The following is a 26,217-nucleotide window of genomic DNA, read 5'->3' as shown; positions in this document are numbered from 1 at the left end:
GCCGCTTCGCCTGGTCGGGCGGCGCGCTGATGCCCGCGCGCGCCGGCGCGCCGCGCCGCGACGATTCCGTGCGCAACTGGCTGGAACAGACGGTCGGCACGGTGGACTTCCTCGCCCATGTCGACCGCGAGCTGCGCTTTCTGTACGTCTCCGACGCGAGCCTGCGCTTCATCGGCTATCACCGCGACTATCTGCACACGCTGACGCTGCGCGACCTCATCGCGGAACAGGATACCTCGGCACTCGAAGGCCTGCTTGCGCGCGCCGCACGTTCCGGCCAGGTCGAGAAGGCGACGATGTGCATCGTCAAGTCGCTCACCTACCCGCTGGACGTCGAGGTCCGCGCGTTCAAGAGCCGCCACCACGGCGTCGACGGCTTCGCGATCGCCGCGTTCGACGTGTCGTCGTGGCGCGCGCTCGAGGCAAAGCTGACGTATGAAATGCACCATGACCCGATGACGGGGCTCGACAACCTGTCCGCGCTCGTGCCGGCGCTGATGCGCGCGCAGCAGGCCGCCGACGAGGACGGCACCTGCGCGGCGCTGCTGCTGCTCGACCTCGACGACTACCAGCGGATCAACCGCGCGCTCGGCTACGACGCGGGCGACACGCTGCTGCGCGAGACCGCGCAGCGGCTGAAAGCGCTCGTCACGTCGAACGAGCGGCTCGCGCGCGTCGCGAGCGACAAGTTCGCGGTCGTGCTGAGCGCGTCGGGCCGCACGCAGGCGAGCAACGCCGCCGACGCGCTCGCGCGCCGGCTGCAGGTCGCGGTGCGCGAGCCGTACGTGTACCAGGGGCAGACCGTCCACCTGTCGGCGAGCATCGGCATCGCGCTCTACCCCGACGAACGTGCCGCGCCGCATCGGGCACAGCATCACAGCCCGCTGCTGCGCCGCGCCGATCACGCGCTCGCGCAGGCAAAGGCATCGGGCGGCAACGCACTCGCCTTCCATGCGCCCGTCGACGATCCGGCCGACGCCGAACGGCTCAAGCTCGAAGCCGACCTGTACGACGGCGTGCGCAACGGCGAGTTTTCGCTCCATTTCCAGCCGATCACGCGCAGCCAGTCGGGCGCGGTGGTCGGCGTCGAGGCGCTGATCCGCTGGCGCCATCCGGTGCACGGCCTCGTGCCGCCGGCGACCTTCATCCCGCTCGCCGAATCGATCGGCCTGATCAACTACCTCGGCAACTGGGTGCTCAAGGCCGCGTGCATGCAGCTCGTCGCGTGGGACAGCCAGGGGCTCGCGCTGCAATACGTGGCGGTCAACGTGTCGCCGCAGCAGTTTCGCGACCCGCGCTTCACGCAGAGCGTGCGCGAGGCGATCGCGCTGACGGGCATCGATCCGCGCCGCATCGTGCTCGAGATCACCGAAAGCCTGCTGATGCACGATCCCGCGCATGCGAAGGTGCTGCTCGAGGAACTGACCGATCTCGGCATCCGCTTCGCGATCGACGATTTCGGCACCGGCTACTCGAGCCTCGCCTACCTGCAGCGCTTCCCGCTCGCGAAGCTGAAGATCGACCGCAGCTTCGTCGAGAACCTGCTGACCTCGCGCAACGACCGCGCGATCGTGTCGGCGGTGGTCGGCCTCGCTCAGACCCTGGATCTCGAGCTCGTCGCCGAAGGCGTCGAGACCGAGGCACAGCGCGAGCTGCTGACAGAGATGGGCTGCAATCACATCCAGGGCTGGCTCGTCTGCCAGGCGCTGCCGTCCGAGGAGCTCGCGCGGCGCTTCGAGGCGCAGCAGCTGCACCTGCACGCCGCCGCCTGACGCGCGCGGCGAACCGGACAGATCCGTATGTCAATCACCGAACACCTGCCCCGCACCACGCTGCTCGACAAGCTGTGGGCCCGGATGAACGAACGGGGCGATTTCCCGCTGCTGTCGGAATCGCTGCGCGCGACAATGGCCGCGATGAAGAACGACGACTTAGACTTCACCGCGCTCGTGCGCGTCGTGCTGTCGGACTTCGCACTCACGCAGAAGGTGCTGCGGCTCGCGAACTCCGCGATGTACATGGCGTTCGGCGGCAACATCACGACCGTGACCCGTGCCCTGATGGTGCTCGGCATGGACGCCGTCGGCCATCTCGTCGTCGGGCTGAAGCTCGTCGACCATTTCCATCACAGCACGCCGCGGCGCATCGACGCGAAGCTGGAACTGAACCGCGCGCTGCTGTCCGGCTGCGTCGCGCGCAAGCTCACCGAGCGCGCCGACTTGCGCGCGGGCGAGGAAGCCGTCGTCTGCACGCTGATGCGCCAGGTCGGCAAGCTGCTCGTGGTCTGCTATCTCGACAGCGAATGGGACAAGATCCGCCGCCGCGCAGCCGAGATGCACGGCGACGAAGCGGCCGCCTGCGTCGACGTGCTCGGCGTCGGCTTCGACGAGATCGGGCTCGAGGCGGCCACGCGCTGGCGGCTGCCCGACACGATCCGGGACGGCATCGCCGACGATCACCGACATCTGAACCGCGTCGACGCGTTCGGCCGCGAACTCCCCGCCGACGAGGAAATGATCGAGCGCGTGAACTGGCTGCGCGCGGTGAGCCGCTGCTCGACCGACGTCGCGAGCGCGCTCGCGATGCCCGACAGCCCGCAGCGCGATGCGCACATCGACGCGCTTGCGGAGCACTATGCGCTGGTGCTCGACACGGAGCCCGATGCGCTCGTCGAGATCGCGAACCGGCTCGCGCACGAGGAAGCGAGCGACACGGTGATGCGCGAGATCGTCGAACTGCGCGCGAACGCCGATGCAATCGCGCGTGCGCAGGCCGAACCCGAAGCCTGCCTCGAAGCCGGCCTCGCCGACCTGCGTGCGCTGCCGTCCGAGCACGTGCTGACGCCGGTGCTCGCGCTCGCGTCGGAAAGCCTGCTTGGCAGCCTCGCATTCACGCGCACCGTGACGTTCGTCCGGCACGACGACGGCACGTTCGCCGCGCGCCTGGGCTTCGGTCCCGGCGTCGACGCGGCGCTCTACCGGCTGCGTTTCGACGAGCGCTTCGAGCCGGACGTGTTCCACCTCGCGATCACCAATTCGGTCGGCATCTTCATCGAGCAGGCGCAGGAACCGAAGATGCTCAAGCGCCTGCCCGCGTGGTACCTCGACGTGTTCGACGACACACGCGCGTTCGTGCTGCTGCCGGTGCGCGTCGATGCGACAACCGTCGCGCTGCTGTACGGCGACTGGGCCGGCGCGCAACCGGCGCGCAAGATATCGCAACAGGAAATGAGCATCCTCAACGAGCTTGCACACGAGCTGGGGCGGTTCTTCCCCGCCCGGCACGGCTGAGCGCCGGCCCGCCCCGGCCGTTTCCGTGCCCCCAAAGCAAACCGGCCGCATCAGCGGCCGGTTTTTTTACATCGTGCGTCCGAACGACGCGCTTACTTGAGCGTCACGGGCACGCTGAAGTACTTCTTCGCGAGGGTGTCGATCGTGCCGTCCGCCTTCAGTTCCTTCAGCGCCTGATCGAGCGCGGTCTTCAGCGCCGCGTCGTTCTTGCGCAGGCCGAAGCCGACGCCCGAGCCGAGGATCTCGGTGTCGCTGACGGTGCCGCCCGCGAACGCGAAGCCCTGGCCTTGCGGCTTCGTCAGGAAGCCCTTCGAGCCGGCTTCCGAATCCTGGAACGTCGCGTCGAGACGGCCCGACTTCAGGTCGGCATACGCCAGATCCTGCGTCTGGTACGGCACGACTTCAACGCCGGCCGGCGCCCACTTCTTCTTCGCGTACGCTTCCTGGATCGTGCCCTGCAGCACGCCGACGCGCTTGCCCTTCAGCGACTGCGGGGTCGGCAGCAGGCCGCTGCCCTGCTTCGCGATCAGCTGGTTCGGAATCGTGTAGATCGGATCGGTGAACGCGATCGCGTGCTTGCGCTGGTCGGTGATCGTCATGTCCGAGTTGATCGCGTCGAACTTGCGCGCCTGCAGTGCGGGGATCAGGCCGTCGAAGTCGTTCTCGACCCACACGCACTTCGTCTTCAGCTTCGCGCACACCGCGTTGCCGATGTCGATGTCGAAGCCGGTCAGCTTGCCGTCGGGCGTCTTGTATTCGAACGGTGCGTACGAAGCCTCGACGCCGAACCGGATCTCCTTCAGATCCGCGGCAACCGCGCTGCCTGCCGCCACCGCCGATGCCGCCACTACCGCATGCGCGGCCACTTTACGCCAATCCAACTTCATCAGGTGTTCTCCTCGATACTCGAATGTTCCGGAACTACGGGCGCATGCATCATTGCAGGGTCAGATGACCACGACAATGCGGCTGCCGCGCCGTGATGCGGCGCAACAGCCGCAAGGCCGCGATTGTACCAATCCGCGCGGCCCGGTATGGCAAAGCGGCTGCCGGCGCACGATGTTGCGGTGCGCTTGCAACACCGGCCGGGACGGCCGCCTAACTTGCAAGACGATGTCGCAAATACGCAAGGCGGGAGGCCGCACGCCGGGTGCGGCCGCGTCGATGGGTCAGACGAGCGCCGCGAGCGTCTCGCGCGTCGTGTCGATCACAAGCAGGCCCGCGCGCAGGCCCGGCTTCACGGTCGGGTTCGGAAACACGATGCGCTCTTCGTCGTGCGTTACCGTGTAGCGGTAGTCGCCGTCCTGCGCGAGTACCGTCCCGCGCGAAAACGCGGTGAAGTTCGCGACGTCGGACGCGACGAACAGCTCGAGCGCATCGCTCTGCTTCGTGATCTGGTCGATCACCGTGAAGACGCGCGGCAGCGGAGCATCCGGATCCGTCGCCATCCCCGACACGAGCTTGCGCACCGCGCGGTCGGCAGGCGCGAAGCGCGCCAGGTCGTTCTGGCCGAACGGCCGCACCTTGCCGAGCTCCAGCGTGCACGCGAGCGCGCCGCAGTGCTCGGCCGTGAAATGCGAATACGTGTTGCCCTTCGCGGTATGCAGCAATACGGCCGCGATGCGCGCGTCGCCAAGCCATTCGACCATCGTGCGGGTCGGCGGCGTGCCGGTATGCGGCAGCAGTGCGAACTGCTCGAACACCGATGCGCGGATTGCCGTGTGCATGTCGACATGCCAGCGTGCGCTGCCCGCCGGCGCGGCTGCGAAGAACGCGGCAGCGGCGGCTTCGAGTTGCGCGGCGCGCGGTGCTTCGCGGCTCGCGGGCACCTGCGCGTGACGGCCGCTGAACAGGCGATTCAGGTCGTCGTCGAGATAGCGTTCGCCCGCGCGCATCGCCGGCACGTTGCCGAGCACGACGAGCAGCCGGCACGCGAGCGGCAGCGCGCCCGACGCGAGATCGCGCACGAGCATCGACAGCAGCTCGATCGGCGCGGTCTCGTCGCCGTGCACGCCGGCCGACACGAGCACGCTCGTGCGCGCCACGGCGTCGGCCGCCGGTTCGAGCGCGAGCAGCCCGTCGCCGAGCCATTGCCAGCGCACGGCCCCGCCCGCGCAGTTGCCGTCCTGTTCGGCCGACGTGCTGCCGTCCAGCGTGAACGCGAGAAAATCGTCGAGCAGCGCGGCAGCCGGCATCCGTGCCTCAGCGCTGGAAGTCATACAGCGAACCGACGCGCAGGATCTGCGTGAGCTCGTCGAGCGCCGTGCGTGATTCGTCGAGCAGCGTCGGATCGGCGAGATCGTCCGGTGCGAGGCGATCGCGATAGTGCTTCTCGATCCACGCGTCGAGCGAAGCGAACAGCGTGTCGTTCATCCACACGTTCGAGGTGACGGCCGCACGCTCCGCTTCGTTCAGCACGACGCGCAGGCGCAGGCAGGCCGGGCCGCCGCCGTTCTTCATGCTTTCGCGCAGGTCGAACACCAGCACGTCGTGAATCGGGCCGTTGCCGGCCGCGAGGTGGTCGAGATAGGCCGCGACCTTCGCGTTCTCGCGGCACTCCTGCGGCACGACGAGCACTTGCGAGCCGTCGGCGCGCGACAGCAGCTGGCTGTTGAACAGGTACGACGTCACCGCGTCGTTCACGCTCACGGCGGCATCGGGAACTTCGATCACGTTCAGGCGTGCGCCGCGTGCGTCGAGCGCGGCGGTCAGCGTGTCGTAGATCGCCTGCCTGTTGACGAACGCGCGCTCGTGCGTGAACAGCGTGTCGCGATTGCCGACCGAGATCACGTCGTTGTGGAACACGCCCGCGTCGATCACGTCCGGATCCTGCTGTGCGTAGACCGTCGCTTCTTCGGCAAGGCCGTGGCGATGCGCGACCGCGCGGCTCGCCTCGAAGGTCTGGCGCGCCGGGAAGCGCTTCGGCTCGGGCCCGCGGCGATATTCCGCACGGCCGTACACGAAGAACTCGATGCCCGGCTTGCCGTATTCGGCGCAGAAGCGCGTATGGTTCGCCGCGCCTTCGTCGCCGAGCGCCGGCGTGCCCGTCAGCGCTTCATGCACCGCGAAGTGGGCGGGATCGGCGAACAGCGTCGACAGCGTGCGGCGCGTTGCTTCGTGCTCGATCGCACGATGCAGCTTGCTGCACAGGTTCGCCGGCGTGAAGTGCACGCGGCCGTCGCTCGTGTCGGCCGACGGGCTGACGGTGGCCGCGTTCGCGGTCCACATCGCCGACGCCGAGCTCGCCGCGGCGAGCAGTTCGGGCGCCTGCTTCGCGGCCTTTGCGATCACGTCGGCGTCCTTGCCCGAGAAGCCGAGCTCGCGCAACAGGCGCAGCGACGGCCGCTCCTGCGGCGGCAGCACGCCCTGCGCGAAGCCGAGATCCGCGAGCTGCTTCATCTTGCGCAGCCCCTGCTTCGCGGCGGCCTTCGGATTCGCGGCCGACTTCTCGTTGTTGAGCGACGCCACGTTGCCGAACGACAGCCCGGCGTAGTTGTGGGTCGGGCCGACGAGCCCGTCGAAATTGGCTTCTTGTGCGTTCATCGTCGCTCCCTCGATCAGAAATGCAGGCCCGGCGACAGGCTCGCGGGCAAAGTCAGTTGCGTGCTTTCCACCGACGCCATCGGGTACGCGCAATAGTCGGCAGCGTAGTACGCGCTCGGACGATGGTTGCCCGAGCGGCCCGTGCCGCCGAACGGCGCGGCGGACGATGCGCCGTTGGTCGGCCGGTTCCGGTTGACGATCCCGGCGCGGATCGTGCGGCGGAAATGCTCCCATGCCTTCTCGTCGTCGGCCAGCAGGCCGGCGGACAGGCCGAACGCCGTGTCGTTCGCGCGCTCGATCGCTTCGTCGAACGTCGCGTAGCGGACGATCTGCGCGAGCGGGCCGAAGTGTTCTTCGTCGGGCAGGTTCGCGACGTTCGTCACGTCGACGATGGCGGCATTCACGAAGCCGAGGCGCGGATCGCGCTGCGTCATCGCGATGATCGGCTGCGCACCCTGCTCGATCAGGCGGGCCTGCGCGTCGACCAGCTTCGCGGCTGCGCGTGCCGAGATCACCGCCCCCATGAACGGTTGCGGATCGGCATCGAACACGTCGGCCGTGATCTTCGACGTGACGTCGGCGAAGCGCGCGAGGAAGCGGTCGCCGAACGCACCCTGCGGCACGAAGATGCGGCGCGCGCACGTACAGCGCTGGCCGGCCGACAGGAACGCCGACTGGATCGTGTGATGCACGGCCGCGTCGATATCCTCGACTTCGCCGATCACGAGCGGGTTGTTGCCGCCCATCTCCAGCGCGAGCACGATTTCCGGACGGCCGCCGAACTGCTTGTGCAGCAGCGTGCCCGTATCGGAGCTACCCGTGAAGAACAGCCCGTCGATCTGCCGATGGTTCGCGAGCGCGATGCCCGTGTCCTTCTCACCCTGCACGAGGTTCAGCACGCCGGCCGGCAGCCCGGCTTCCTTCCACACCTCGACCGTCGCACGCGCGACGCCCGGCGCGAGCTCCGACGGCTTGAACACGACCGTGTTGCCGGCAATCAGCGCGGGCACGATATGGCCGTTCGGCAAGTGGCCGGGGAAGTTGTACGGACCGAACACCGCAACGACGCCGTGCGGGCGATGGCGCAGCACCGCGACGCCGTCGGCCATGTCCTGGCGCTTCTCGCCGGTGCGCTCGTGATATGCCTGAATCGAGATGCCGACCTTCGCGGCCATCGACGCGACTTCGGTACGTGCTTCCCACAGCGGCTTGCCCGTCTCGCGGCCGATCGCGGTCGCGATCGCTTCCTTGCGCTCGTTGAGCAATGCGGCGAAACGCTTGACGATCGAGCAGCGCGATTCGAAGTCGAGCGCGGACCAGCCGGCGAATGCGCGGCGGGCGCTCGCGACCGCACGGTCGACGTCGGCCGCCGACGCGCTATCGCCCTGCCATGCGATCTCGTCGGTGCCCGGGTTGCGCGAAGCGAAGGCGGGGCCCGAGCCTGCGACCCAGGCGCCGTCGATGAAGAGTTCCGTCATGATTCGTTTATCCCTGTTTGACTTTGAGCGGCAGCACGCGGACCGGATCGCCGGCCTTCACGTCGAGCGCGGCGGCATCGTCGGCCGACAGCACGAACGAGCCGTTGGCCACGACGCCCGGCGCGACGCCGACGCGGAAATCGCCGAGCGACGTGTTCGACACGAGCGACTTCGGCGGATGGCCGCCCTGCGCGTCGTCCTGGCCGTCGGGCACGCCGATCGCGACCGGCACGACGACGCTCTCGCGCACCGTACGCAGGTCGTTGACGTGGCATTCGAGCACGGGGCCCGCGTCGAAGATGTCGACGTGATTCTGGTAGCGCAGCCCTTCCGCTTCGAGCATCTTGCGGGCCGGCAGCGTGTCGCGGTGCGTGAGGCCGACCGCGTCCTGCGCGTCCTGCGGCAGCAGGTCGACGTACACCGGGTAGCGCGGCATCAGCTCCGCGAGGAACGACTTGCGGCCGTGCGAGCTCAGGTAATCGGCCGCATTGAAATCGATCTGGTAGAAGTGCGAACCGACTGCGCGCCAGAACGGCGACGTGCCGTCCTCGTCGAAGTGGCCGCGCAGTTCCGCGCAGATGCGTTCCGGGAAGCGCTCGCGAAACTGCGCGATGAACATGAAGCGCGAGCGCGACAGCAGGCCGCCGACGCCGCCCGTGCGATAGCGCGGGCTCAGGAACAGCGAGCACACTTCCGCGTAGCCCGTCAGGTCGTGCGAGATGTTCAGCGCGGACATCCGCGTCCACACGCCGAGTTCCTGGCTCGCGTGCACGACCGTGCTCACGCGATAGTTGTAGAACGGTTGTTCGAGGCCGACCTGCGTTTCGATCCCGCACACGCCCGCGATGTCGCCCGTCTTCGACTCTTCCATCACGAAGAAGTAGCCGGCCTCGCCCGGCGCGGCCTGTCCGTCCAGCGTGCGGCGCGAGCGCTCGATGCGCGCGGCGAGCGCATCGCGGTCGGGCTTGAACGTGGTCAGGCCCGGCCCGGTTTCCTTCGCGAGCGACACGAGCGCGTCGACGTCGCCCGTTTGTACGACCCGAACGACGATCATGCTGCGTCTCCCTTCAATTCTTCATCGTCGCGACGGTGCAACGGCACGCAGCGCACGACATCGCCATCCGTCACATCGAGCGCCGCGCGCACGTCGCCGGCGAGCGGTGCATGGGCGCCCCGTGCATCCGCCGTGTCGCCCGGCAGGTCGGCCAGCACGCAGCGGAACGATTCGCCGCTGCCCGTCGACACCATGTATGCGACGTCGCCCTGCTGGTGCGCGGCCTCGCGCACGACGCGCTCCGAGCCGTGCTTCACGCATGCGGTGCGGTCGACCTGTGCGGTCAGCACCGGGCCTGCGTCGAAGATGTCGACGAAGCGGTCGGGCTCGAAACCTTCCTCGAGATGGATGTCGTAGGCGAGCAGCGCCGTTTCGTTCGGCTCGCCGAGCACGCGCTGCGCGGCTTCCGGCAGCAGCGGCACGTAGAGCGGATAGGCCGGCATCACTTCCGCGATGAACGTGCGGCTGCGGCCGCCCGAAGCGATGTCGACGTCGGTGAAGTCGCGGCCGAAGAACTTGCGCCCCACCGCTTCCCAGAACGGCGATGCGCCGTTGCCGTCGCTCACGCCGAGCAGCAGCGTGAACACTTCCGGCGTGAAGCGGCGGCGGTTCGCGGCGATGTACATCATCCGGGCGCGCGAGATCAGGTGCGCGGCCGCATCGCCGCGCAGCGACGGATCGACGTAGAAGCCCGCGAGCCGGCTCTTGCCGGTCAGCTCGTGCGACATCGTGAGCGCGTGGATCTTGCGGTTCACGTGCAGCTCGCGCGACGCGTGGATCAACGCGTCGTTACGGAACGCGTAGAACGGTTCCGAGTAGCCGGCGGCGGCCACGATGCTCGCCGTGCCGAGCAGCTTGCCCGTCGACGACTCCTCGAGCACGAAGAGGTAGAACTCTTCGCCCGCGAAGTCGACGTCCGCGCGAAACGAATCCTCGGAGAGCGCCACGCGCGCTTCGAGCGCCGCGCGGTCGTGCGGCAGCGAGTGCAGGACCGGCTGCGCGGTGCGCGCCATGTGCGCGAGCGCATCGAGATCCGTGAGTTTGCCGGGGCGAACAAATAGCATCGTCGTTCCTGTCTGCGATGGGCGCGCCGATCAGCGCGCGGTGGCTTCCTGCGCGGCGAGCACTTGTTCGACCGCTTTTTCGAAGCGCTTCACGCCTTCGTCGAGCAGGTCGAACGGGATCACCAGCGACGGGACGAAGCGCAGCACGTTCGGGCCGGCGATCAGCATGATCAGGCCGTTCTCGGCGGCGGCGTTGACGAAGTCCTTCGCACGGCCGTCGAATGCGGCGGTGAGTTCGGCGCCGACCAGCAGGCCTTTGCCGCGCACGTCCTTGAAGATGCCGAAGCGTGCGTTGATGCGTTCGAGCGCGCCCTTCAGGCGCACGCTGCGTTCGCGCACGCCTTCGAGCAGTGCCGGATCGCCGATCAGCTCGACGACCTTGTCCGCGATGGCCGATGCGAGCGGGTTGCCGCCGTACGTCGTGCCGTGCACGCCGACCTTGAAGTGCGCGGCGAGTTCGTTGGTCGTCAGCATCGCGCCGATCGGGAAGCCGTTGCCGAGCGCCTTTGCGGTCGTCAGGATGTCCGGCGTGACGCCCGTATCCATGTAAGCGTAGAACTGGCCGGTGCGGCCGACGCCCGTTTGCACTTCGTCGAAAATCAGCAGTGCGCCGTGTGCGTCGCACGCTTCGCGCAGTGCTTTCAGGAAGGCCGGATCGGCCGGGATCACGCCGCCTTCGCCCTGCACCGGTTCGACGATCACGGCACAGGTTTGCGGGCCGATCGCGGCTTTCGCGGCTTCGATGTCGTTGTACGGCAGGTGCTTGATGCCGGCCGGCACGGGGCCGAAGCCTTCCGAGTATTTCGGCTGGCCGCCGACGCTGACCGTGAAGAACGTGCGGCCGTGGAACGACTGCACGAACGAGATGATTTCCGCCTTGTCGGCGCCGTGGCGGTCGAACGCGACGCGGCGCGCGAGCTTCAGGGCGGCTTCGTTCGCTTCCGCGCCCGAGTTCGCGAAGAAGGCGCGGTCGGCGAAGGTCAGCGATTCGAGGCGTTTCGCGAGGCGCAGCACCGGCTCGTTCGTGTAGCCGTTGCCGATGTGCCAGAGCTTGCGGCTTTGTTCGTCCAGGACTTTCAGCAGTTCCGGGTGGCCGTGGCCGAGCGACGTCACGGCGATGCCGCACGCGAAATCGAGGTACTCGCGGCCGGCCGTGTCCCACACGCGGGAGCCCTCTGCGCGATCCGGCACGAACGGGGCGGGGGAAAATACCGGCACCATCACTTCGTCGAATGTCTGGCGGTTCACGGTCGAGGTCGTCATGGTCGTTCCTTTCGGTTTCGTAAGAGGGTTCAACAGGATCAAGTTTAGGTAAGGGCGACGCAAGCGTCTTGCGGATTTGCGACGGGTTCTATCGGAAGGTTTTGGTTTTGCCCTCTCGGGCGGGTCAGTGGCGGTATTTTGAGGCTTTTTGGGCGGCTCGCCTGGGTTGGGTGTGAAGCACCTGTGAGCGTGTCGGTCTATTGGCGTCGCCCCTGCGCGGGGCAGCGGTCACTTTTCTTTGTCTTGCCAAAGAAAAGTAACCAAAAGAAAGGCGCTCGGAGAACGCATGACCTGCCGGTGCCGTGGCCCACAGAGTGGCCCTCGTCTAAGTGTCCGCGCCAGCCAGGAACCCGGAGTGGTTCGAGCAATGGTTCTGACACCCACCCCTACCCAACAGAGAGGTATACCGCCCGCCAGCTCCGCCCTCGCTCCGCTCGGCCGACAGGTACACCCCCTCAATATCGCCATCGATCAACAAGCGCCCACACATGAGACAGACCGTCATTTTCGATGCGCACGAGATCCGCTGCACTGCCAAGAAAAATGGAGCACAGCCAATGCACCGTCGAGCAATTATCGACCCTCAAACGGCGTAGTCACACGAATGATGTGAATGGAGAAAATGCCTGGCAGGCGACACGTCGGAATAGAAGAGCACCGAACTCAACGGCACGACCTGAAGTACCTTGCAGCCGAGCGAAGCGAGGATGGAGCTAGCGGGCGGTATACCGGTCTGTTGGGTGTTAAGTGGTGTCGGAACCATTGCTCGAACCACTCCGGATTCCTGGCTGGCGCGGACACTTAGACGAGGGCCACTCTGGAGACCATGGCACCGGAAAGTCTTGCGTTCTCCGAGCGCCTTTCTTTTGGTTACTTTTCTTTGGCAAGACAAAGAAAAGTAACCGCTGCCCCGCGCAGGGGCGACGCTAATAGACCGACACGCTCACAGGTGCTTCACGAAACCGCAAGCACCCCGCAAGACCCTGCATTAATCCTTCCCCCGTTCGACGAGCGCCCCACCCCGTGGCTCACTGCCACCCCCTGTCTGCTTCTCGAGCCAGGCTCGCCGATCTTCCCGAGGCGTGACCCCGAACCTTTCGCGGTAAGCGTTAGAGAAATGCGCAGCAGAAGAAAACCCGCAGGCGAGACTGACCTGCACAACAGACTTGCTGGTCCGCTGCAACTGCGTCCGAGCCTTGAGCAATCGAAGATTGAGGTAATACTTGGAGGGCATCGCCCCGAGATACTGTCGAAAGAGCCGCTCCAGCTGCCGGCGCGAAACGCCAACCAACTCGGCAATTTCATCGGTCGTCAGCGGATCCTCGACATTGGCTTCCATCAACTGCAGCGCATCGTTCAACCGAGGATGCCGCTCGCCCGGCGCAGTCACAAAAGGAATCCGCTGGCGCTCCTCGCCACTCCGCAAAGTCCCGACCCCGAGCGCATCGGCAATCCGCTCCGCGAGGTCCGCTCCATGTTCCCGGCCGATCATGGCCAGCATGAAATCGACGGTCGCCTGCCCGCCGGCACAGGTCGCCCGATCGCGATCGATCTCGAAGATCTGCTGCGTGACGATCGACCGCTCGAACTGCTCGGCGAACTGCTGATACGTCTCCCAGTTCACGCTCACGCGATACCCGGAAAGCTGCCCGGCCATCGCGAGCCACCACACGCCATGGTGAATGCCGGTCACGACCGGCGTCCGCTGCCCGACCCGCGCGAGACTCGCGAGAAACAGCCGGTAATCGGCAAACTGCTGAAACCGCTCGGACACGACGATCAACCAGTCGCACACGATCGCATCGTTGAACGCCGCATCGGCATGCCACTGCGCACCGCCCGCGAGCGGCACGGGCCGCCCGTCCCACGAACACACCTGCCAGCGGTACAGCAACCGCCCGTCGATCTCGTTCGCCAGGTTCAGCGCATCGACGATCGGACCCACGCCCGACATCGACACGGGCGGCAAAGCAACGATCGCCACCTGCGTCGTGCGGGTGGCGCTTGCTGGACGAGACACCGGTACCACGTTGAAACCTGCCCTGTCGCGTTACTTGAGGCTACCCGACAGGAACTGCTTGAGCCGCTCGCTCTGCGGACGCACCAGCACCTCTTTCGGATCGCCCTCTTCCTCGGTCCGCCCCTGATGCAGGAACATCACGTGGTTCGACACGTTGCGCGCGAAACCCATCTCGTGCGTCACGACGATCATCGTGCGGCCTTCCTCGGCGAGCTTCTGCATCACCTTCAGCACTTCGCCCACCAGCTCCGGGTCGAGCGCCGACGTCGGCTCGTCGAACAGCATCACGTCCGGATGCATCGCGAGCGCGCGCGCAATCGCCACGCGCTGCTGCTGGCCGCCCGACAGGTGCGACGGATACTGCTTCTCGACGCGCGGCGGCAGGCCGACCTTCTCCAGGTATTCGCGCGCACGGTCCTCGGCCTCCTTCTTCGAAATGCCGAGCACGTGCACGGGTGCTTCCATCACGTTCTCGAGCACGTTCATGTGCGCCCACAGATTGAAGTGCTGGAACACCATCGCGAGCTTCGTGCGGATGCGCTGCAGCTGCTTGTGATCGGCAACTTCGAGCGCGCCGGCACGGTCGGCCTTCGTACGCACGGCCTCGCCGTCGACGACGATCTGCCCCGCGTTCGGCCGCTCGAGGAAATTGATGCAGCGCAGGAACGTACTCTTGCCCGAGCCGCTCGCACCGATGATGCTGATGACGTCGCCGGCCTTCGCGTTCAGCGACACGCCCTTGAGCACCTCGTTGTCGCCATAGCGCTTGTGGATATCGAGCGCCGCAAGCTTGGTGGCTGCGCTCGTTTGAGTGATCTCGGCCAACTGGCTCTCCTCGATGTGAATCAATGACGGGCGGCCGCGAGATACGCGAGCCAGTGGCGCTCCGCGCGGCGAAACGCCGCGACGAGTGCGAACGATACCGCAAGATAGATCAGCGCGGCGATTCCGAACGACTGGAACGCCATGTAGGTCGCGGAATTCGCGTCGCGCGCGACCTTCAGGATGTCCGGTACGGTCGCCGTGAACGCGACGGTCGTCGCATGCAGCATCAGGATCACCTCGTTGCTGTACAGCGGCAACGCACGACGCAGCGCCGACGGCAGGATCACGCGGCAGTACATCGTGAACGGCGACATCCCGTACGCACGCGCCGCCTCGACCTCGCCGTGCGGAATCGCACGGATCGCACCGGCGAAGATCTCGGTCGTGTACGCGCAGGTGTTCAGCGCGAACGCGAGAATCGCGCAGTTGAAGCCGCTGCGGAAGAACGCGTCGAGCAGCGAGTGCGAGCGCACGAACTCGAGGCTGTACATGCCCGTGTACATCAGCAACAACTGCACGTAGAGCGGCGTGCCGCGGAACACGTAGGTATAGAACCGCACGGGCATCGACACCCACTTCTTCTTCGACACGCGCGCGACCGCAAGCGGCACCGCACACACGAAGCCGACCGAGATCGACGCAACGAGCAGCCACAGCGTCACCGCGAGGCCGGACAGGCGCTGGCCGTCCCAGAAAAGGAACGCCTTGCCGAATTCCTGGAGGATCTCGATCATAGTTCTGCGTGCCGCACGCCCATGGAATAACGCTTCTCGAGCTGGATCAGCACGAGGTTGGAAACGGTCGTGATCGCGAGATAAATCAGCGCCGCGACGAGGATGAAGAAGAACATGTTGAACGTGCTCTTGCCGGCGTCCTGCGCGGCCTTCACGACGTCGGCCAGGCCGATGATCGACACCAGCGCGGTGGCCTTCACGAGCACCTGCCAGTTGTTGCCGATGCCCGGCAGCGCGAAGCGCATCATCTGCGGAAACATGATCCGTGCGAACACGCGCGCGCCGCTCATCCCGTACGCCGCGCCGGCCTCGAGCTGGCCGCGCGGCACCGACAGGAACGCGCCGCGGAAGGTCTCGGTGAAGTACGCGCCGTAGATGAAGCCGAGCGTCAGCACGCCGGCCACGAACGGGTCGATGTCGATCTGGTCCCAGCCGACGAGGTCGGTGAACTGGTTCAGCCAGATCTGGATGCTGTAGAACAACAGCAGCATCAGCACAAGATCGGGCACCGAGCGGATCAGCGTCGTATAACCGGTCGCGATCGCTCGCAGCACCCGGTTGGGCGACAGCTTCGCCACCGCGCCGATCAGCCCCAGCGCCACCGCAGTGGCGAGCGACAGCACCGACAGCTCGATGGTCTGCACGGTGCCGGCCCAGAGGACAGGACCAAAGCCGTAAAGGAACACGCGCGTCTCCAGAGTTGGAATGAATGCCGACGCATGTGCCTGTCCCGCGCCGGGCTGACGCGGATAGTCGCAAGCGAAATTGATTGCCTCAAATCACCTTGCAAGCGATTGCTGCGCTGCAACAATCCGTCCCATCATTTGCAACCGCAACCTACAGCGCTGTTTCAAAAGGGAAAAAGCCGCTCCCTGACAGTCGGATGACACGCAGGGAAGCGGACTTTTTGCAATTTTCCGGTCGCTTTTTCGATATAGCGCCGGACCGGCCATCGGGCCGAGTAGGCACGCCCCGACCTACGCCACACAATCGCTCGCTCATGCCCGCGATGCGATACGCACATATTCAATGCCCCCGCGGCGGCTCTTCATTTTTGCATCCACAAAAAATCCTTGCTACCTCATTTTTTTGCATCCACAATTAGTCGAAGTTCCGTTCGTTTTCGACGATGCCAAGGATCTGTCGAACCGGCTGAAGCACGGCATATCGTTGCGAATGGCCGAATTCGCCGAGTGGGAAGCGGCGTGCGTGTGGCCGGACACCCGCTGCAATTACGGCGAGACACGGTGGATCTGCCTGGTGCCGATCGGTGCCCGCCTGCACACGGCGATCGTCGTCCCGCGCGGCCGCACGCTACGCGTCGTCAGCCTGCGAAAAGCCAACAACCGAGAGATGATTCGATATGAAGAAGGCGGTTAAATTCATACGCAACACGCCCGAGGAAGAAGCGGCGATCGCGCGCGGCATCGCCGCCGATCCGGACGCTCATGAACTCAGCGACGAAGAAATCGATGCGATGGCGCCATTCGCCGAAGTCGTCGCGAAAAAGTTCGGGCGTCCGAAGCTCGAGCACCCGAAGGAACAGGTCAGCATCCGCTACGACGCCGATATCCTCGCCGCGTTTCGGGCAGGTGGCCCCGGCTGGCAAACGCGCATGAACGACGCGCTGCGCGAATGGCTGAAGAAGCACCGCGCGTGAACGTCAGCGCCCCTTGAGGATGTCGGAGCGCGAAGTCGTATAGACAAGCCCGTCCGGGCCGAAATGGACATTGAAGAACGCGTCGGTGTTGACGCCGTCCTCGAGCCAACGCCAGCTCCAGACCGTCTCCGGCTTCAGCGGAAACTGCGCGATGTCGCCGGGCTTGCCCAGCAGGCGCCGCACCTCGTCCTCGTTCATCCCCGGGCGCACCTTCGCGAAATTCTCCGCGGTCAGCACCTGCGTCGCGCCCGTGTAGCGCCCGTTCGCATCGAGATCGACGAACCAGGTCTGGTTGCCCATCGGGCCGCGCGGATATTCGAGACGCTTCGAGCCGTCGGTGAAATCGCGCTCGGTTTCGGGCTTGCCCATCGTGCCGCGCACGTCGGCCTCGGTCGATTCGCCGACCTTCAGCCCCTTCAGCAGCAGCGGCGCGGGCTTGATCGCGTTGAAGAAGTCCCTGATACGTTGCACGTTGAACTCGCCTTGCTTGTCGTCGCAGCCAGTCAGCGCCAGCGCGGCAGCCAGCATCGTCACGGGAAGCAGCCGGAAACGGAAAGTCATCGGAAGAAATACGCGTCGAGAAAACACGCGGCAAGGATACCCGTGCGACGCCAAAAGCGCGAGACGGGCGCGTGGCCCGTCTCGTGTTCAATGCGTCGTTTCGGTCTCGGTTTCAGACACGCGGCTCGCCGGCTGCGAGGTATGGGGCACGGCCGGCGGCACGCCGATGCGGCGGCGCGTACGCACGAGTTCGGCAAGCTGCCACGAACCGAGCGCCAGGCAGCCGAACAGCACTTCGCGGCCGCGCTTGACCAGTGCGAGCGACAGCGCCGTCTCGCGGTCGACGCCGAACATCTGCGCGAGCAGCACGACGGTCGCCTCCTGCACGCCGAGCCCGCCCGGCACCATGAACGCCGCATGCCGCACGGCCTGCGTCATCGCCTCGATCGCGATCGCGCCGCCGATCGACACCGGATGGCCGAGCAGCGTGAGCGCCCAGTAGATTTCGAGTGCGCCGAGCACATAGCCGGCCAGTTGCCAGAAGAATGCGCTGAACAGCAGCCCGGTGCGCGACATCAGCGAATCGATGTCGGCGTCGAGCCGGCGGCCGTCGACGCCCTGCAGCAGCCGGTGCGAATCGCCGAGCAGGCGGCCCGCGAAACGCTCGATCGCATGGAAGATGCCGCCGCGCCGCATCAGCACGACGCCGAGCACCGGCAGCGGCAGCGTCAGCAGCAGCGCGAGGCCGATCGTGCCGCCGCCCATGTTGTCCGTCGACGCGAGCAGCAGCACGAGGCCAAGCGCCGCGAACGCATACTGCACGACGATCGTCACGAGCACCTCGACGATCACCGACGCGGTCACACGGCTCGCATCGGGCACCTGCCAGCGCGCGAGCCGGATGCCGACGATCTCGCCGCCGATCCCGACCACGGGCAACAACCGGTTCACGGCCTCGCGCACGGTCGCGATCCACCACAGGAACGACAGCGAACTGCGCCGGTCGAGCAGCAGGTGCCACGCGTAGGCATCGAGCAGCAGCGGCAGCGCGTGGAACGGCACGAGCCACAGCAGCGCAAAGCCGGCGCGCGCGAGCATCTGCGACACGTCGCCGACACCGTCGTGCAGCCCCAGCGCGAGCAGGATGCCGATGCCGATCGGCCAGCCGAGCCACTTGATCCACTTGCTCATGACGGCTGCGCTCCCGGTGCGCGCGACGCGTGCGCACCGCCTCGTGCCGCGGGCTGGCCGAACACGTCGGCAAAGCCGCCGGTCGCGACACCCGCCGCCTTCAGCGCGGCCGCGACGCGCGGCGACAGCAGCGCATCGAGCTCGTCCACCGGACGGTAGCCAGCCATCGTCGGCGTGATCGGGCCGTCGCCGGCCTCGGCCGGATGGCAGTAGATCTCGCCGACGCCCGGCGGCAGCTTCGTGAGCGCGTCGAGCAGCACGGCCTCGTCCATCGCGCCCGTGTGCTCGATCCCGACCACGTAATCGTTGTGCGCGAGCCCGGCACGATCGAGCCGCGCGCGCACGAGCGCGATCCACGGCTTGAGCAGCGCGGGCGCGCTCGTCTCGTACGGCAACCGCACCGCGCGCAGCCCGTAGTCGCGGCCGATCTCGATGATCATCGACAGCACGGTCGGATGCAGGTGGAAATGCTTGTGCGCGTTCACGTGGTCGAGCGGCAGGCCGCTCGCCGCGAACGCGTCGAACTGCGCACGGATCTCGCGGCGCAGTTGCGCGCGCACGTGCGGCAGGAAGAAGAAGCGACAGCCGTCCTTCGCCATCGCGTCGCCGAACCGCCCGTCGGAACCGACGAGTGCGGGAATTTCATGCGCGGGCAGCGTGGCCGGCCCGTCCGCGAGCACCAGATGCAGGCCGACCGCGAGCGACGGCAGCCGTCGCGCGCGGTCGATCGCGTCCTGCGCGGCGGGCGCGCCGACCATCAGGCTGGCGGCATTCAGCACGCCGTCGCGGTGCGCACGCTCGACCGCCGCGTTAACGCGCGGATGCAGCCCGAAGTCGTCCGCGGTAAAAATCAGCGCCCGCGCCGCCCGCTGCGTCGCCACGAATTACGCCTCGTGTGCGCGCAGGAAGCGGAAGAACTCGACGCCTTCGCGCAGACGGCGCTTCATCATGTCCCAGCTCGTCAGCATCTCGCGGACGATTTCCCAGATCTTCGACGGACGGAAGTAGAACTGGCGATAGAACTGCTCGAGATGGTGATAGATCTCGTCGCGCGACAGGTGCGCATAGCCGATCGCCGCGAGCTGCACGCCTTCCTTGCTGACCAGGTTGATGGTCTTGTTCTCTTCCATCCAGCCGTTTTCGACGGCCTGCTTGTAGAGCGTCGTGCCCGGGTACGGCGCGGCGAGCGACACCTGGATCGTGTGCGGATTGATTTCCTTCGCGTACTCGATCGTCTTCTTGATGGTGTCCTGCGTCTCGCCCGGCAGGCCGAGGATGAAGGTGCCGTGGATCTTGATGCCGAGCTTCTTGCAGTCCGCGCTGAAGCGGCGCGCGAAATCGGTGCGCACGCCCTTCTTGATGTTCACGAGGATCTGGTCGTCGCCGGATTCGAAGCCGACCAGCAACAGGCGCAGGCCGTTTTCCTTCATGACCTTCAGCGTCTTGTACGGCACGTTCGCCTTCGCGTTGCACGACCACGTCATGCCGAGCTTGCCCAGGCCGATGGCGATGGCTTCGGCGCGCGGCAGGTCGTCGGTGAAGGTGTCGTCGTCGAACATCAGTTCCTTCACTTCCGGCATGTTGTCGCGGATCCACTTCGCTTCCGCGATCACGTTCTCGACCGAGCGCGTACGGTAGCGATGGCCGCTGACCGTCTGCGGCCACAGGCAGAACGTGCAGCGCGACTTGCAGCCGCGACCCGTGTAGATCGAGACGTACGGATAGTTCAGGTAGCCGATGAAGTAGTTGTCGATCTTCAGGTCGCGCTTGTAGACGGGCGCGACGAACGGCAGTTCGTCCATGTTCTCGAGGATCGGACGCGCTTCGTTATGCTCGATCGAGCCGTCCTTCGCGCGCCAGCTCAAGCCCTTGATCTGCGGGAACGGAATGCCTTCGGCGATTTCCTTGCAGGTGAAGTCGAATTCCTCGCGGCACACGAAGTCGATGGCCTCGCTCGCCGTGAGCGAGTTGTGCGGATCGACCATCACCTTCGCGCCCACCATGCCGACCAGCATCGACGGCTTCATCTTCTTCAGATCCTGCGCGAACATCGCGTCGGTCGGGAACGACGGCGTGCTCGTGTGGATGATCACGAGGTCGTAGTCGTTGGCGATCTTCAGCGTTTCCTCGACCGACAGGCCGTCGGCCGGCGCGTCGACGACGCGGCTGCCCGGCACGAGTGCGGCCGGCTGCGCAAGCCACGTCGGATACCAGAAGGAACGGATTTCGCGCTTCGCCTGATAGCGCGAGCCGGCTCCGCCGTCGAAGCCGTCATACGAAGGGGCCTGCAAGAACAGCGTTTTCATGAATGCTCCGGTAGCCTGCATAGTTCGATTCGTCACAACAATTCAGTCAAAAAACCGCGGGCCGCCATACCGGCGCCCGCCTCTCTGTCATGTCGCGCCGCGCGGCTTCGCCGTGCAGCGCGTCTCGGCCCTCGGGCCGGGTTCGATCGACGGCCCCTAGCGGCCGTCCACTGCTTCCACTGCGGCTGTCGCGCGTTCACCGCCGACGACCGTCATCCTGGCGCCGCGCCACACGACGTGCGTGCCGAACGCGGCCGCGAGCCACTCGAGCGCGAGCAGCGTGTCGCGCACCGCGACGAGCGGCAGGTCACGCCAGAACGCACGCCAGCCGTCCTCGCCGCGCGCGTGCAGCACGAGCCGGCCGAACGCGCCGACCGCAGCCGCCCCGCCCGCCAGCGTGCCGGCGAAGGTGCCGTCCAGACGCAGCGCGAGCGCCGCGCCGATCGCGAGCCACGGCACGGTGAACGTAATGAACAGGAACGCGAAACCGGCTGGATTCAGCGAACGGATCGTGCGCAGCCAGCGTGTCTCGCGGTGCCAGAGCGGCCCGAACGACGGCTCGATCACGTCGGTCGCGACCTCGACCTCCGACAGCACGGTGCGCCGCCCGAGGCGGCGCGGCAGCTCGGCCAGCCAGAAATCGTCGGCCAGCTCGTCCTTCAGCGCGAAAAAGCCGCCGATCCGGTCGAGCGTGTCACGCGTCAGCGCAAGCGTCGCGCCGAAACCGAAGCGGCTCGAGCGGCCGAGGTGCGTGATCCGCACCGACGGCGCGAACCACGCGTCGACGAACTGCGCGCCGATCCGCGTCCAGAACCCGCCGACGCTGCGCGCATGATACAGGCACGTGACGACCCCGACCGACGCGTCGGCAAGCGGCGCCGTCACGCGCTCCAGATAGTCGGGCTGCACCGCGATATCGCTGTCCGCGATCACGATGCGGCCGTACTTCGCGCGCTCGGCGAGATTGATCAGGTTGCTGACCTTCAGGTTCTTGCCGTGCACGCGCGCGTCGATCACCAGCGTGATGTCGCACTCCGGATAGTCGGCGCGCAGCCGCTCGACGACGGCGATGGCCGGATCGGCCGGCGACGCGACGCCGAACAGCACTTCATATCGCGGATGGCGCTGATCGCAGAAGGTCGCGAGGTTCTCGTACAGGTGCGGCTCCGCGCCGCACAGCGGCTTGAGCACGCTGACCGGATCGAAACCGTCGCGCACGGCCGTGCGCGGCGTGCGCGGCCGCGGCGCGAAGGCCGCGACGAGCGCATAGCCGGCCGCGGCCAGCGTGAACACGATCAGGAGCCAGTCGAGCAGCGTTGCAGTTGACGTCATGCGCAACGCCTCCCGGCGAACTGAACGCCATGGGGAACGCCTGAGCGTGATTGATGCGGTATTCCGACAACGACGAACGCGGGCACGACCCGACTCCTTGTTCCAGCAGCGTCTGTAATGGGGAGGCACGACCCGTTATTCGGGTTCGACCATGCCCGGCTTCGCGTGGCGTATCTCCACGCAATGCCCTGACGGGATGCGGGAAGACTCGAATGGCTACCATCGGCACAACATGGGCAGGCGCCGGATTTTAGCAGTCTGCGAACCCTCGCGCTTGGCACTACGAGAAACGGACTGGTGCAATTCCGGCAAAGCTGAGCGGTCGACAAACCTGATCGGCACGGCCACGTTCACATTAGCGTAAGCACTTTGCAGGCGTATTGCAGTCTTGAAAATCAAGCATTTCGTGCAAATTTGTATGTCGATGCGGTTTCACGTCCAATCGCCGTAAAGATTGGTAATTAATCGGCGATTGGATTGATTTTTGCAACGATCACACCAATCGACCCTGCATCCCTGTAAGGCGCATGGGTATCCGCGCGCCGCCAGCACGTTCCGGAACCCTTTGGCAAAATCCTTGGAATTTGTTGCGTAAGCGCATCACCACGCCACCTCGTTTCGAAGGCCACCCGATGACACCGTTTTCCGTACTCGATCTCGCCCCCATTCCGGCCGGCGCCGACGCCTCGCAGGCATTCCGTAACACCGTCGACCTCGCGCAGCATGCGGAACGCTGGGGTTACCGCCGCTACTGGCTGGCCGAGCACCACAACATGCCCGGCATCGCGAGTGCGGCCACCGCCGTCGTGATCGGCCACGTCGCGGGCGCCACGCAAACGATCCGGGTCGGCTCGGGCGGCATCATGCTGCCGAACCACGCGCCGCTCGTGATCGCCGAGCAGTTCGGCACGCTCGCGTCGTTGTATCCGGGGCGCATCGACCTCGGCCTCGGCCGTGCGCCCGGCACCGACCAGACCACGTCGCGCGCGCTGCGTCGCGACCTGATCGGCAGCGCCGACTCGTTTCCGGACGACGTCGCGGAGCTGCAGCGTTACTTCGCGGAACCGATGCCCGGCCAGCGCGTGCGCGCGGTGCCCGGCGCGGGGCTCGACGTGCCGGTATGGCTGCTCGGTTCGAGTCTGTTCAGTGCGCAGCTCGCCGCGATGCTCGGGCTGCCGTTCGCCTTCGCGTCGCACTTCGCACCCGATTACCTGATGCGGGCACTCGAGATCTATCGCGCGCAGTACCGGCCGTCGGCGGAATGGCCGAAGCCGCATGCAATGGTGGGCGTCAACGTGTTCGCGGCCGAGACCGACGACGAGGCACGGCGCCTGTTCACGTCGCTGCAGCAGCAGTTCATCAACTTGCGGCGCGGTACGCCGGGCAAGCTGCCGCCGCCCGTCGACGTGCTCGAGGCCAATGAACTCGAACTCGCGACCGTCGCGCATTCGCTGTCGTTCGCGGCGGTCGGTTCGCGCGACACGGTGCGCGACAAGCTGCGCGACCGCATCGCACAGACGGGTGCGGACGAGCTGATCGTCACCGCGCAGATCTACGATCACGACGCACGGCTGCGCTCGTTCGAGCTGACCGCGCAAATCCGCGACGAGCTCGCGAGCGAGGCGCGCTGACGGCTCGATCGCGCCGCCGCCGGCCTGCGCTGCGTCACTGCGGATGCACGGCCTCCAGCCCGTCGAGCAGCGCCTTGTGGAACGCGTCCGGATCCTGGATCTGCGGCGCGTGTCCGAGCGCCGGGAATTCGACGAGCTGCGCACCGGGAATCGCCGCCTGCGTGCGCTTCGCGAGCTCCGGATAGTGGCCAAGCTTCGCGTGCACGTCGGGCGGCGCAACGTCCTTGCCGATCGCGGTCGTGTCCTTGTCGCCGATCATCAGCAGCGTCGGCACGCGGATCGCACCGAGTTCGTAGACCACCGGCTGCGTGAGGATCATGTCGTAGATCAGCGCGGAGTTCCACGCGACCGCGTCGCGACCGGCGCCGCGATACATCCCGGCGAGCATCTGCACCCAGCGTTCGTACGACGGCGACCACTTGCCCGCGTAGTACGTGCCCTGCTCGTAGCGGCGGATGCCGTCGGCGGTGGTCTTCTGTTCGCGCGCATACCAGTAGTCGACCGACAGCGGCGGCACGCCGAGCGCCTTCCAGTCCTCGAGGCCGATCGGGTTCACGAGCACGAGCTGGTCGGTCGACTTCGGATACATCAGCGCATAGCGGATCGCGAGCATCCCGCCCGTCGAGTGGCCGACGATCGTCGCCGACCTCACGCCGATCGATTCGAGCAGCGCGTGCGTGTTGCGCGCGAGTTGCTGGAAGCTGTACTGGTAGCGATCGGGCTTCGACGACTTGCAGAAGCCGATCTGGTCCGGCGCGATCACGCGATAGCCGGCACGGCTCAGCACGCCGATCGTGGCCTCCCAGGTCGCCGCGCAGAAATTCTTCCCGTGCAGCAGCACGACGGTGCGGCCGTTCGGGTGCGCCGGCTGCACGTCGAGAAACGCCATCTCGAGGGTTTCGCGCTGCGACACGAACGCGTATTCGTGCACGGGCGCCGGATAAGCGAACCCTTCCAGGCGCGGGCCGTACACGGGCCCGTCGTTGCCTGCGGGCGGCGCGGCGACGGCCGCAACGGGCATGGCACACGCGGCGGCAATACCCGCGCCGAGCACGGCGGCGCGCGCGACGGACAACATTTTGCAAATCGAAAGCATGGCGATCACTGTGATTGGAGACGCACGCAGGCAGCCGGGCCGCCTCGCGCCCCGCGATTCTACGCGGTCGCGTGACGACGGCGCGCAACACTCCGGGGCCGCGCGACTTCCGCGCGTATGACGAACTCGGGTATCGTGTGACGTGACCCTGAAACGCGTGCAGGCGAATTCCCATGAAAAACGTCCTCAGCATTCAGTCGCACGTCATCTACGGCCATGCCGGCAACAGTGCGGCCGTGTTCCCGATGCAGCGCCTCGGCGTCAACGTCTGGCCGCTCAACACCGTCCAGTTGTCGAATCACATGCAGTATGGCCACTGGGCCGGCAGCGCGATCGATGCGGCGAAGATGGAACAGCTCGTCGACGGCATCGCCGCGATCGGCGCACTCAAGCGCTGCGACGCCGTGCTGTCCGGCTTCCTCGGCTCGCCGCCGCAGGCGCGCGCGGCCGTCGATATCGTCCGCTCGGTGAAGGCGATGAACCCGAACGCGTGGTACTTCTGCGATCCGGCGATGGGCCAGACGGGCGGCATCCGGCCCGAGCCCGGCGTCGAGGAGTTCATGGTCCAGGAGATGCCGGCGATCGCCGACGGCATGTCGCCGAACCACACCGAACTGCAGAAGCTCGCCGGGCGCCGCATCGAGACCGTCGCCGAAGCCGTCGATGCGTGCCGCGCACTGATCCGCCGCGGCCCGCAGATCATCCTCGTCAAGCACCTGCACGACCGCAACAGTCCGGCCGACCGCTTCAACATGCTCGCCGTCACCGAAACCGAAGCGTGGATCGGCCAGCGTCCGCTGTACGCGTTTCCGCGCCATCCGGTCGGCGTCGGCGACCTGACCAGCGCGATTTTCGTTGCGTGCCGGCTGCGCGGCGACTCCGTGCGCGCCGCGTTCGAGCACACGCTCGCGGCCGTGCATGCGGTCGTGAAAGCGACCTACGATGCACGCCGCTACGAACTCGAACTCGTCGCCGCGCAGGACGAGATCGCGCGTCCGAGCGAATGGTTCGGCGCGTGGGTGACCGACGCCTGACGCGCCGCTCGGCCCTCCGCTGCCCCCGGCGCACCCCGCTTGCGCCGCCCACGCTTCCCCGTCCTCCATTCCGCGCCACGACCGCTGGCGAGATGCGTCCGATACCCGTTCGCTGCGCATGCAAACGTTTCCGGACTTCACATGAATGACACCGATTCCTCGCTATGCTCGCGGCGGCACGAACCGGCGCAGCCG

The 26,217-nt window shown here is 66.6% G+C and carries 23 protein-coding genes; 6 read left to right on the top strand and 17 right to left on the bottom strand.

Annotated elements, in window-relative coordinates; genetic code table 11:
• Positions 1–29 precede the first annotated feature (29 nt).
• Both cdpA and AC5LXK_RS06005 read left to right on the top strand, forming a co-directional pair.
• Positions 30–1,772: a cyclic di-GMP phosphodiesterase CdpA gene (cdpA, locus tag AC5LXK_RS06010; RefSeq protein ID WP_493391190.1), complete on the top strand. Its 1,743-nt coding sequence runs from the start codon at positions 30–32 to the stop codon at positions 1,770–1,772.
• 27 nt (positions 1,773–1,799) lie between these two features.
• Positions 1,800–3,290, top strand: coding sequence for an HDOD domain-containing protein (locus AC5LXK_RS06005; protein WP_493390746.1), 1,491 nt, complete (start codon positions 1,800–1,802; stop codon positions 3,288–3,290).
• 92 nt (positions 3,291–3,382) lie between these two features.
• Here the strand turns inward: AC5LXK_RS06005 and AC5LXK_RS06000 are convergent, their stop codons facing one another.
• From AC5LXK_RS06000 to AC5LXK_RS05950, 11 genes are all read right to left on the bottom strand, one after another.
• Entirely contained in the window at positions 3,383–4,177 is a 795-nt protein-coding gene (locus AC5LXK_RS06000) for an ABC transporter substrate-binding protein (RefSeq protein WP_493390745.1), read from the bottom strand.
• Positions 4,178–4,459: 282 nt separating this feature from the next.
• Positions 4,460–5,485: a succinylglutamate desuccinylase gene (gene astE / locus AC5LXK_RS05995; RefSeq protein ID WP_493391189.1), complete on the bottom strand. Its 1,026-nt coding sequence runs from the start codon at positions 5,483–5,485 to the stop codon at positions 4,460–4,462.
• Between the two features lie 7 nt (positions 5,486–5,492).
• Positions 5,493–6,833, bottom strand: a complete 1,341-nt coding sequence (gene astB / locus AC5LXK_RS05990; RefSeq protein ID WP_493390744.1) for an N-succinylarginine dihydrolase — start codon at positions 6,831–6,833, stop codon at positions 5,493–5,495.
• A gap of 14 nt (positions 6,834–6,847) precedes the next feature.
• Positions 6,848–8,311 (bottom strand): succinylglutamate-semialdehyde dehydrogenase, encoded by a 1,464-nt coding sequence (astD, locus tag AC5LXK_RS05985; protein WP_493390743.1) that lies wholly within the window; start codon positions 8,309–8,311, stop codon positions 6,848–6,850.
• Between the two features lie 7 nt (positions 8,312–8,318).
• A complete protein-coding gene (gene astA, locus AC5LXK_RS05980) occupies positions 8,319–9,365 on the bottom strand; it encodes an arginine N-succinyltransferase (RefSeq protein WP_493390742.1) in 1,047 nt (348 codons plus the stop codon).
• Entirely contained in the window at positions 9,362–10,429 is a 1,068-nt protein-coding gene (aruF, locus tag AC5LXK_RS05975) for an arginine/ornithine succinyltransferase subunit alpha (protein ID WP_493390741.1), read from the bottom strand. The genes astA and aruF overlap by 4 nt, the downstream gene beginning before the upstream one ends.
• Before the next feature lie 30 nt (positions 10,430–10,459).
• Entirely contained in the window at positions 10,460–11,692 is a 1,233-nt protein-coding gene (locus tag AC5LXK_RS05970; RefSeq protein WP_493390740.1) for an aspartate aminotransferase family protein, read from the bottom strand.
• 988 nt (positions 11,693–12,680) lie between these two features.
• Positions 12,681–13,721, bottom strand: coding sequence for a GlxA family transcriptional regulator (locus tag AC5LXK_RS05965; RefSeq protein ID WP_493390739.1), 1,041 nt, complete (start codon positions 13,719–13,721; stop codon positions 12,681–12,683).
• A 21-nt stretch (positions 13,722–13,742) separates the two neighbouring features.
• The gene (locus AC5LXK_RS05960; protein ID WP_059235287.1) at positions 13,743–14,537 is read right to left on the bottom strand and encodes an ABC transporter ATP-binding protein; all 795 of its coding nucleotides are present in this window, start codon (positions 14,535–14,537) and stop codon (positions 13,743–13,745) included.
• A 20-nt stretch (positions 14,538–14,557) separates the two neighbouring features.
• Positions 14,558–15,271, bottom strand: a complete 714-nt coding sequence (locus AC5LXK_RS05955; RefSeq protein ID WP_493390738.1) for an ABC transporter permease — start codon at positions 15,269–15,271, stop codon at positions 14,558–14,560.
• Complete coding sequence (locus AC5LXK_RS05950; RefSeq protein ID WP_213265306.1) at positions 15,268–15,957, bottom strand: ABC transporter permease; 690 nt, start codon at positions 15,955–15,957, stop codon at positions 15,268–15,270. The genes AC5LXK_RS05955 and AC5LXK_RS05950 overlap by 4 nt, the downstream gene beginning before the upstream one ends.
• Positions 15,958–16,354: 397 nt before the next feature.
• Between AC5LXK_RS05950 and AC5LXK_RS05945 the strand changes: the two genes are divergently transcribed.
• Both AC5LXK_RS05945 and AC5LXK_RS05940 read left to right on the top strand, forming a co-directional pair.
• Positions 16,355–16,651: a BrnT family toxin gene (locus AC5LXK_RS05945; protein ID WP_493391188.1), complete on the top strand. Its 297-nt coding sequence runs from the start codon at positions 16,355–16,357 to the stop codon at positions 16,649–16,651.
• A complete protein-coding gene (locus AC5LXK_RS05940) occupies positions 16,635–16,931 on the top strand; it encodes a BrnA antitoxin family protein (protein WP_493390737.1) in 297 nt (98 codons plus the stop codon). Before AC5LXK_RS05945 ends, AC5LXK_RS05940 begins: the two co-directional genes overlap by 17 nt.
• Before the next feature lie 3 nt (positions 16,932–16,934).
• Here AC5LXK_RS05940 and AC5LXK_RS05935 read toward each other — a convergent pair whose 3' ends face one another.
• The 5 genes from AC5LXK_RS05935 to hpnI form a co-directional block, all read right to left on the bottom strand.
• Entirely contained in the window at positions 16,935–17,492 is a 558-nt protein-coding gene (locus AC5LXK_RS05935) for a hypothetical protein (RefSeq protein ID WP_493390736.1), read from the bottom strand.
• Positions 17,493–17,579: 87 nt separating this feature from the next.
• Positions 17,580–18,623 (bottom strand): HpnL family protein, encoded by a 1,044-nt coding sequence (locus AC5LXK_RS05930; protein ID WP_493390735.1) that lies wholly within the window; start codon positions 18,621–18,623, stop codon positions 17,580–17,582.
• Entirely contained in the window at positions 18,620–19,504 is an 885-nt protein-coding gene (gene hpnK, locus AC5LXK_RS05925; RefSeq protein WP_493390734.1) for a hopanoid biosynthesis-associated protein HpnK, read from the bottom strand. Before hpnK ends, AC5LXK_RS05930 begins: the two co-directional genes overlap by 4 nt.
• A 3-nt stretch (positions 19,505–19,507) precedes the next feature.
• The gene (gene hpnJ, locus AC5LXK_RS05920; RefSeq protein WP_493390733.1) at positions 19,508–20,929 is read right to left on the bottom strand and encodes a hopanoid biosynthesis associated radical SAM protein HpnJ; all 1,422 of its coding nucleotides are present in this window, start codon (positions 20,927–20,929) and stop codon (positions 19,508–19,510) included.
• Between the two features lie 156 nt (positions 20,930–21,085).
• Complete coding sequence (gene hpnI, locus AC5LXK_RS05915; protein ID WP_493390732.1) at positions 21,086–22,261, bottom strand: bacteriohopanetetrol glucosamine biosynthesis glycosyltransferase HpnI; 1,176 nt, start codon at positions 22,259–22,261, stop codon at positions 21,086–21,088.
• Positions 22,262–22,893: 632 nt separating this feature from the next.
• Here hpnI and AC5LXK_RS05910 point away from each other — a divergent pair.
• Positions 22,894–23,892 (top strand): LLM class flavin-dependent oxidoreductase, encoded by a 999-nt coding sequence (locus AC5LXK_RS05910; protein WP_493390731.1) that lies wholly within the window; start codon positions 22,894–22,896, stop codon positions 23,890–23,892.
• 34 nt (positions 23,893–23,926) lie between these two features.
• On the opposite strand, the gene AC5LXK_RS05905 is transcribed toward AC5LXK_RS05910, so the two are convergent.
• Positions 23,927–24,988, bottom strand: coding sequence for an alpha/beta fold hydrolase (locus AC5LXK_RS05905; RefSeq protein ID WP_493390730.1), 1,062 nt, complete (start codon positions 24,986–24,988; stop codon positions 23,927–23,929).
• Between the two features lie 173 nt (positions 24,989–25,161).
• Between AC5LXK_RS05905 and pdxY the strand changes: the two genes are divergently transcribed.
• Positions 25,162–26,022: a pyridoxal kinase PdxY gene (gene pdxY, locus AC5LXK_RS05900; RefSeq protein WP_493390729.1), complete on the top strand. Its 861-nt coding sequence runs from the start codon at positions 25,162–25,164 to the stop codon at positions 26,020–26,022.
• The last annotated feature ends 195 nt before the right edge of the window (positions 26,023–26,217 follow it).

It is taken from the genome of Burkholderia pulmonis (assembly GCF_984667975.1).
The sequence above is the reverse complement of the archived record's forward strand: the minus strand, read 5'-3'. Positions and strand labels throughout refer to the sequence as shown.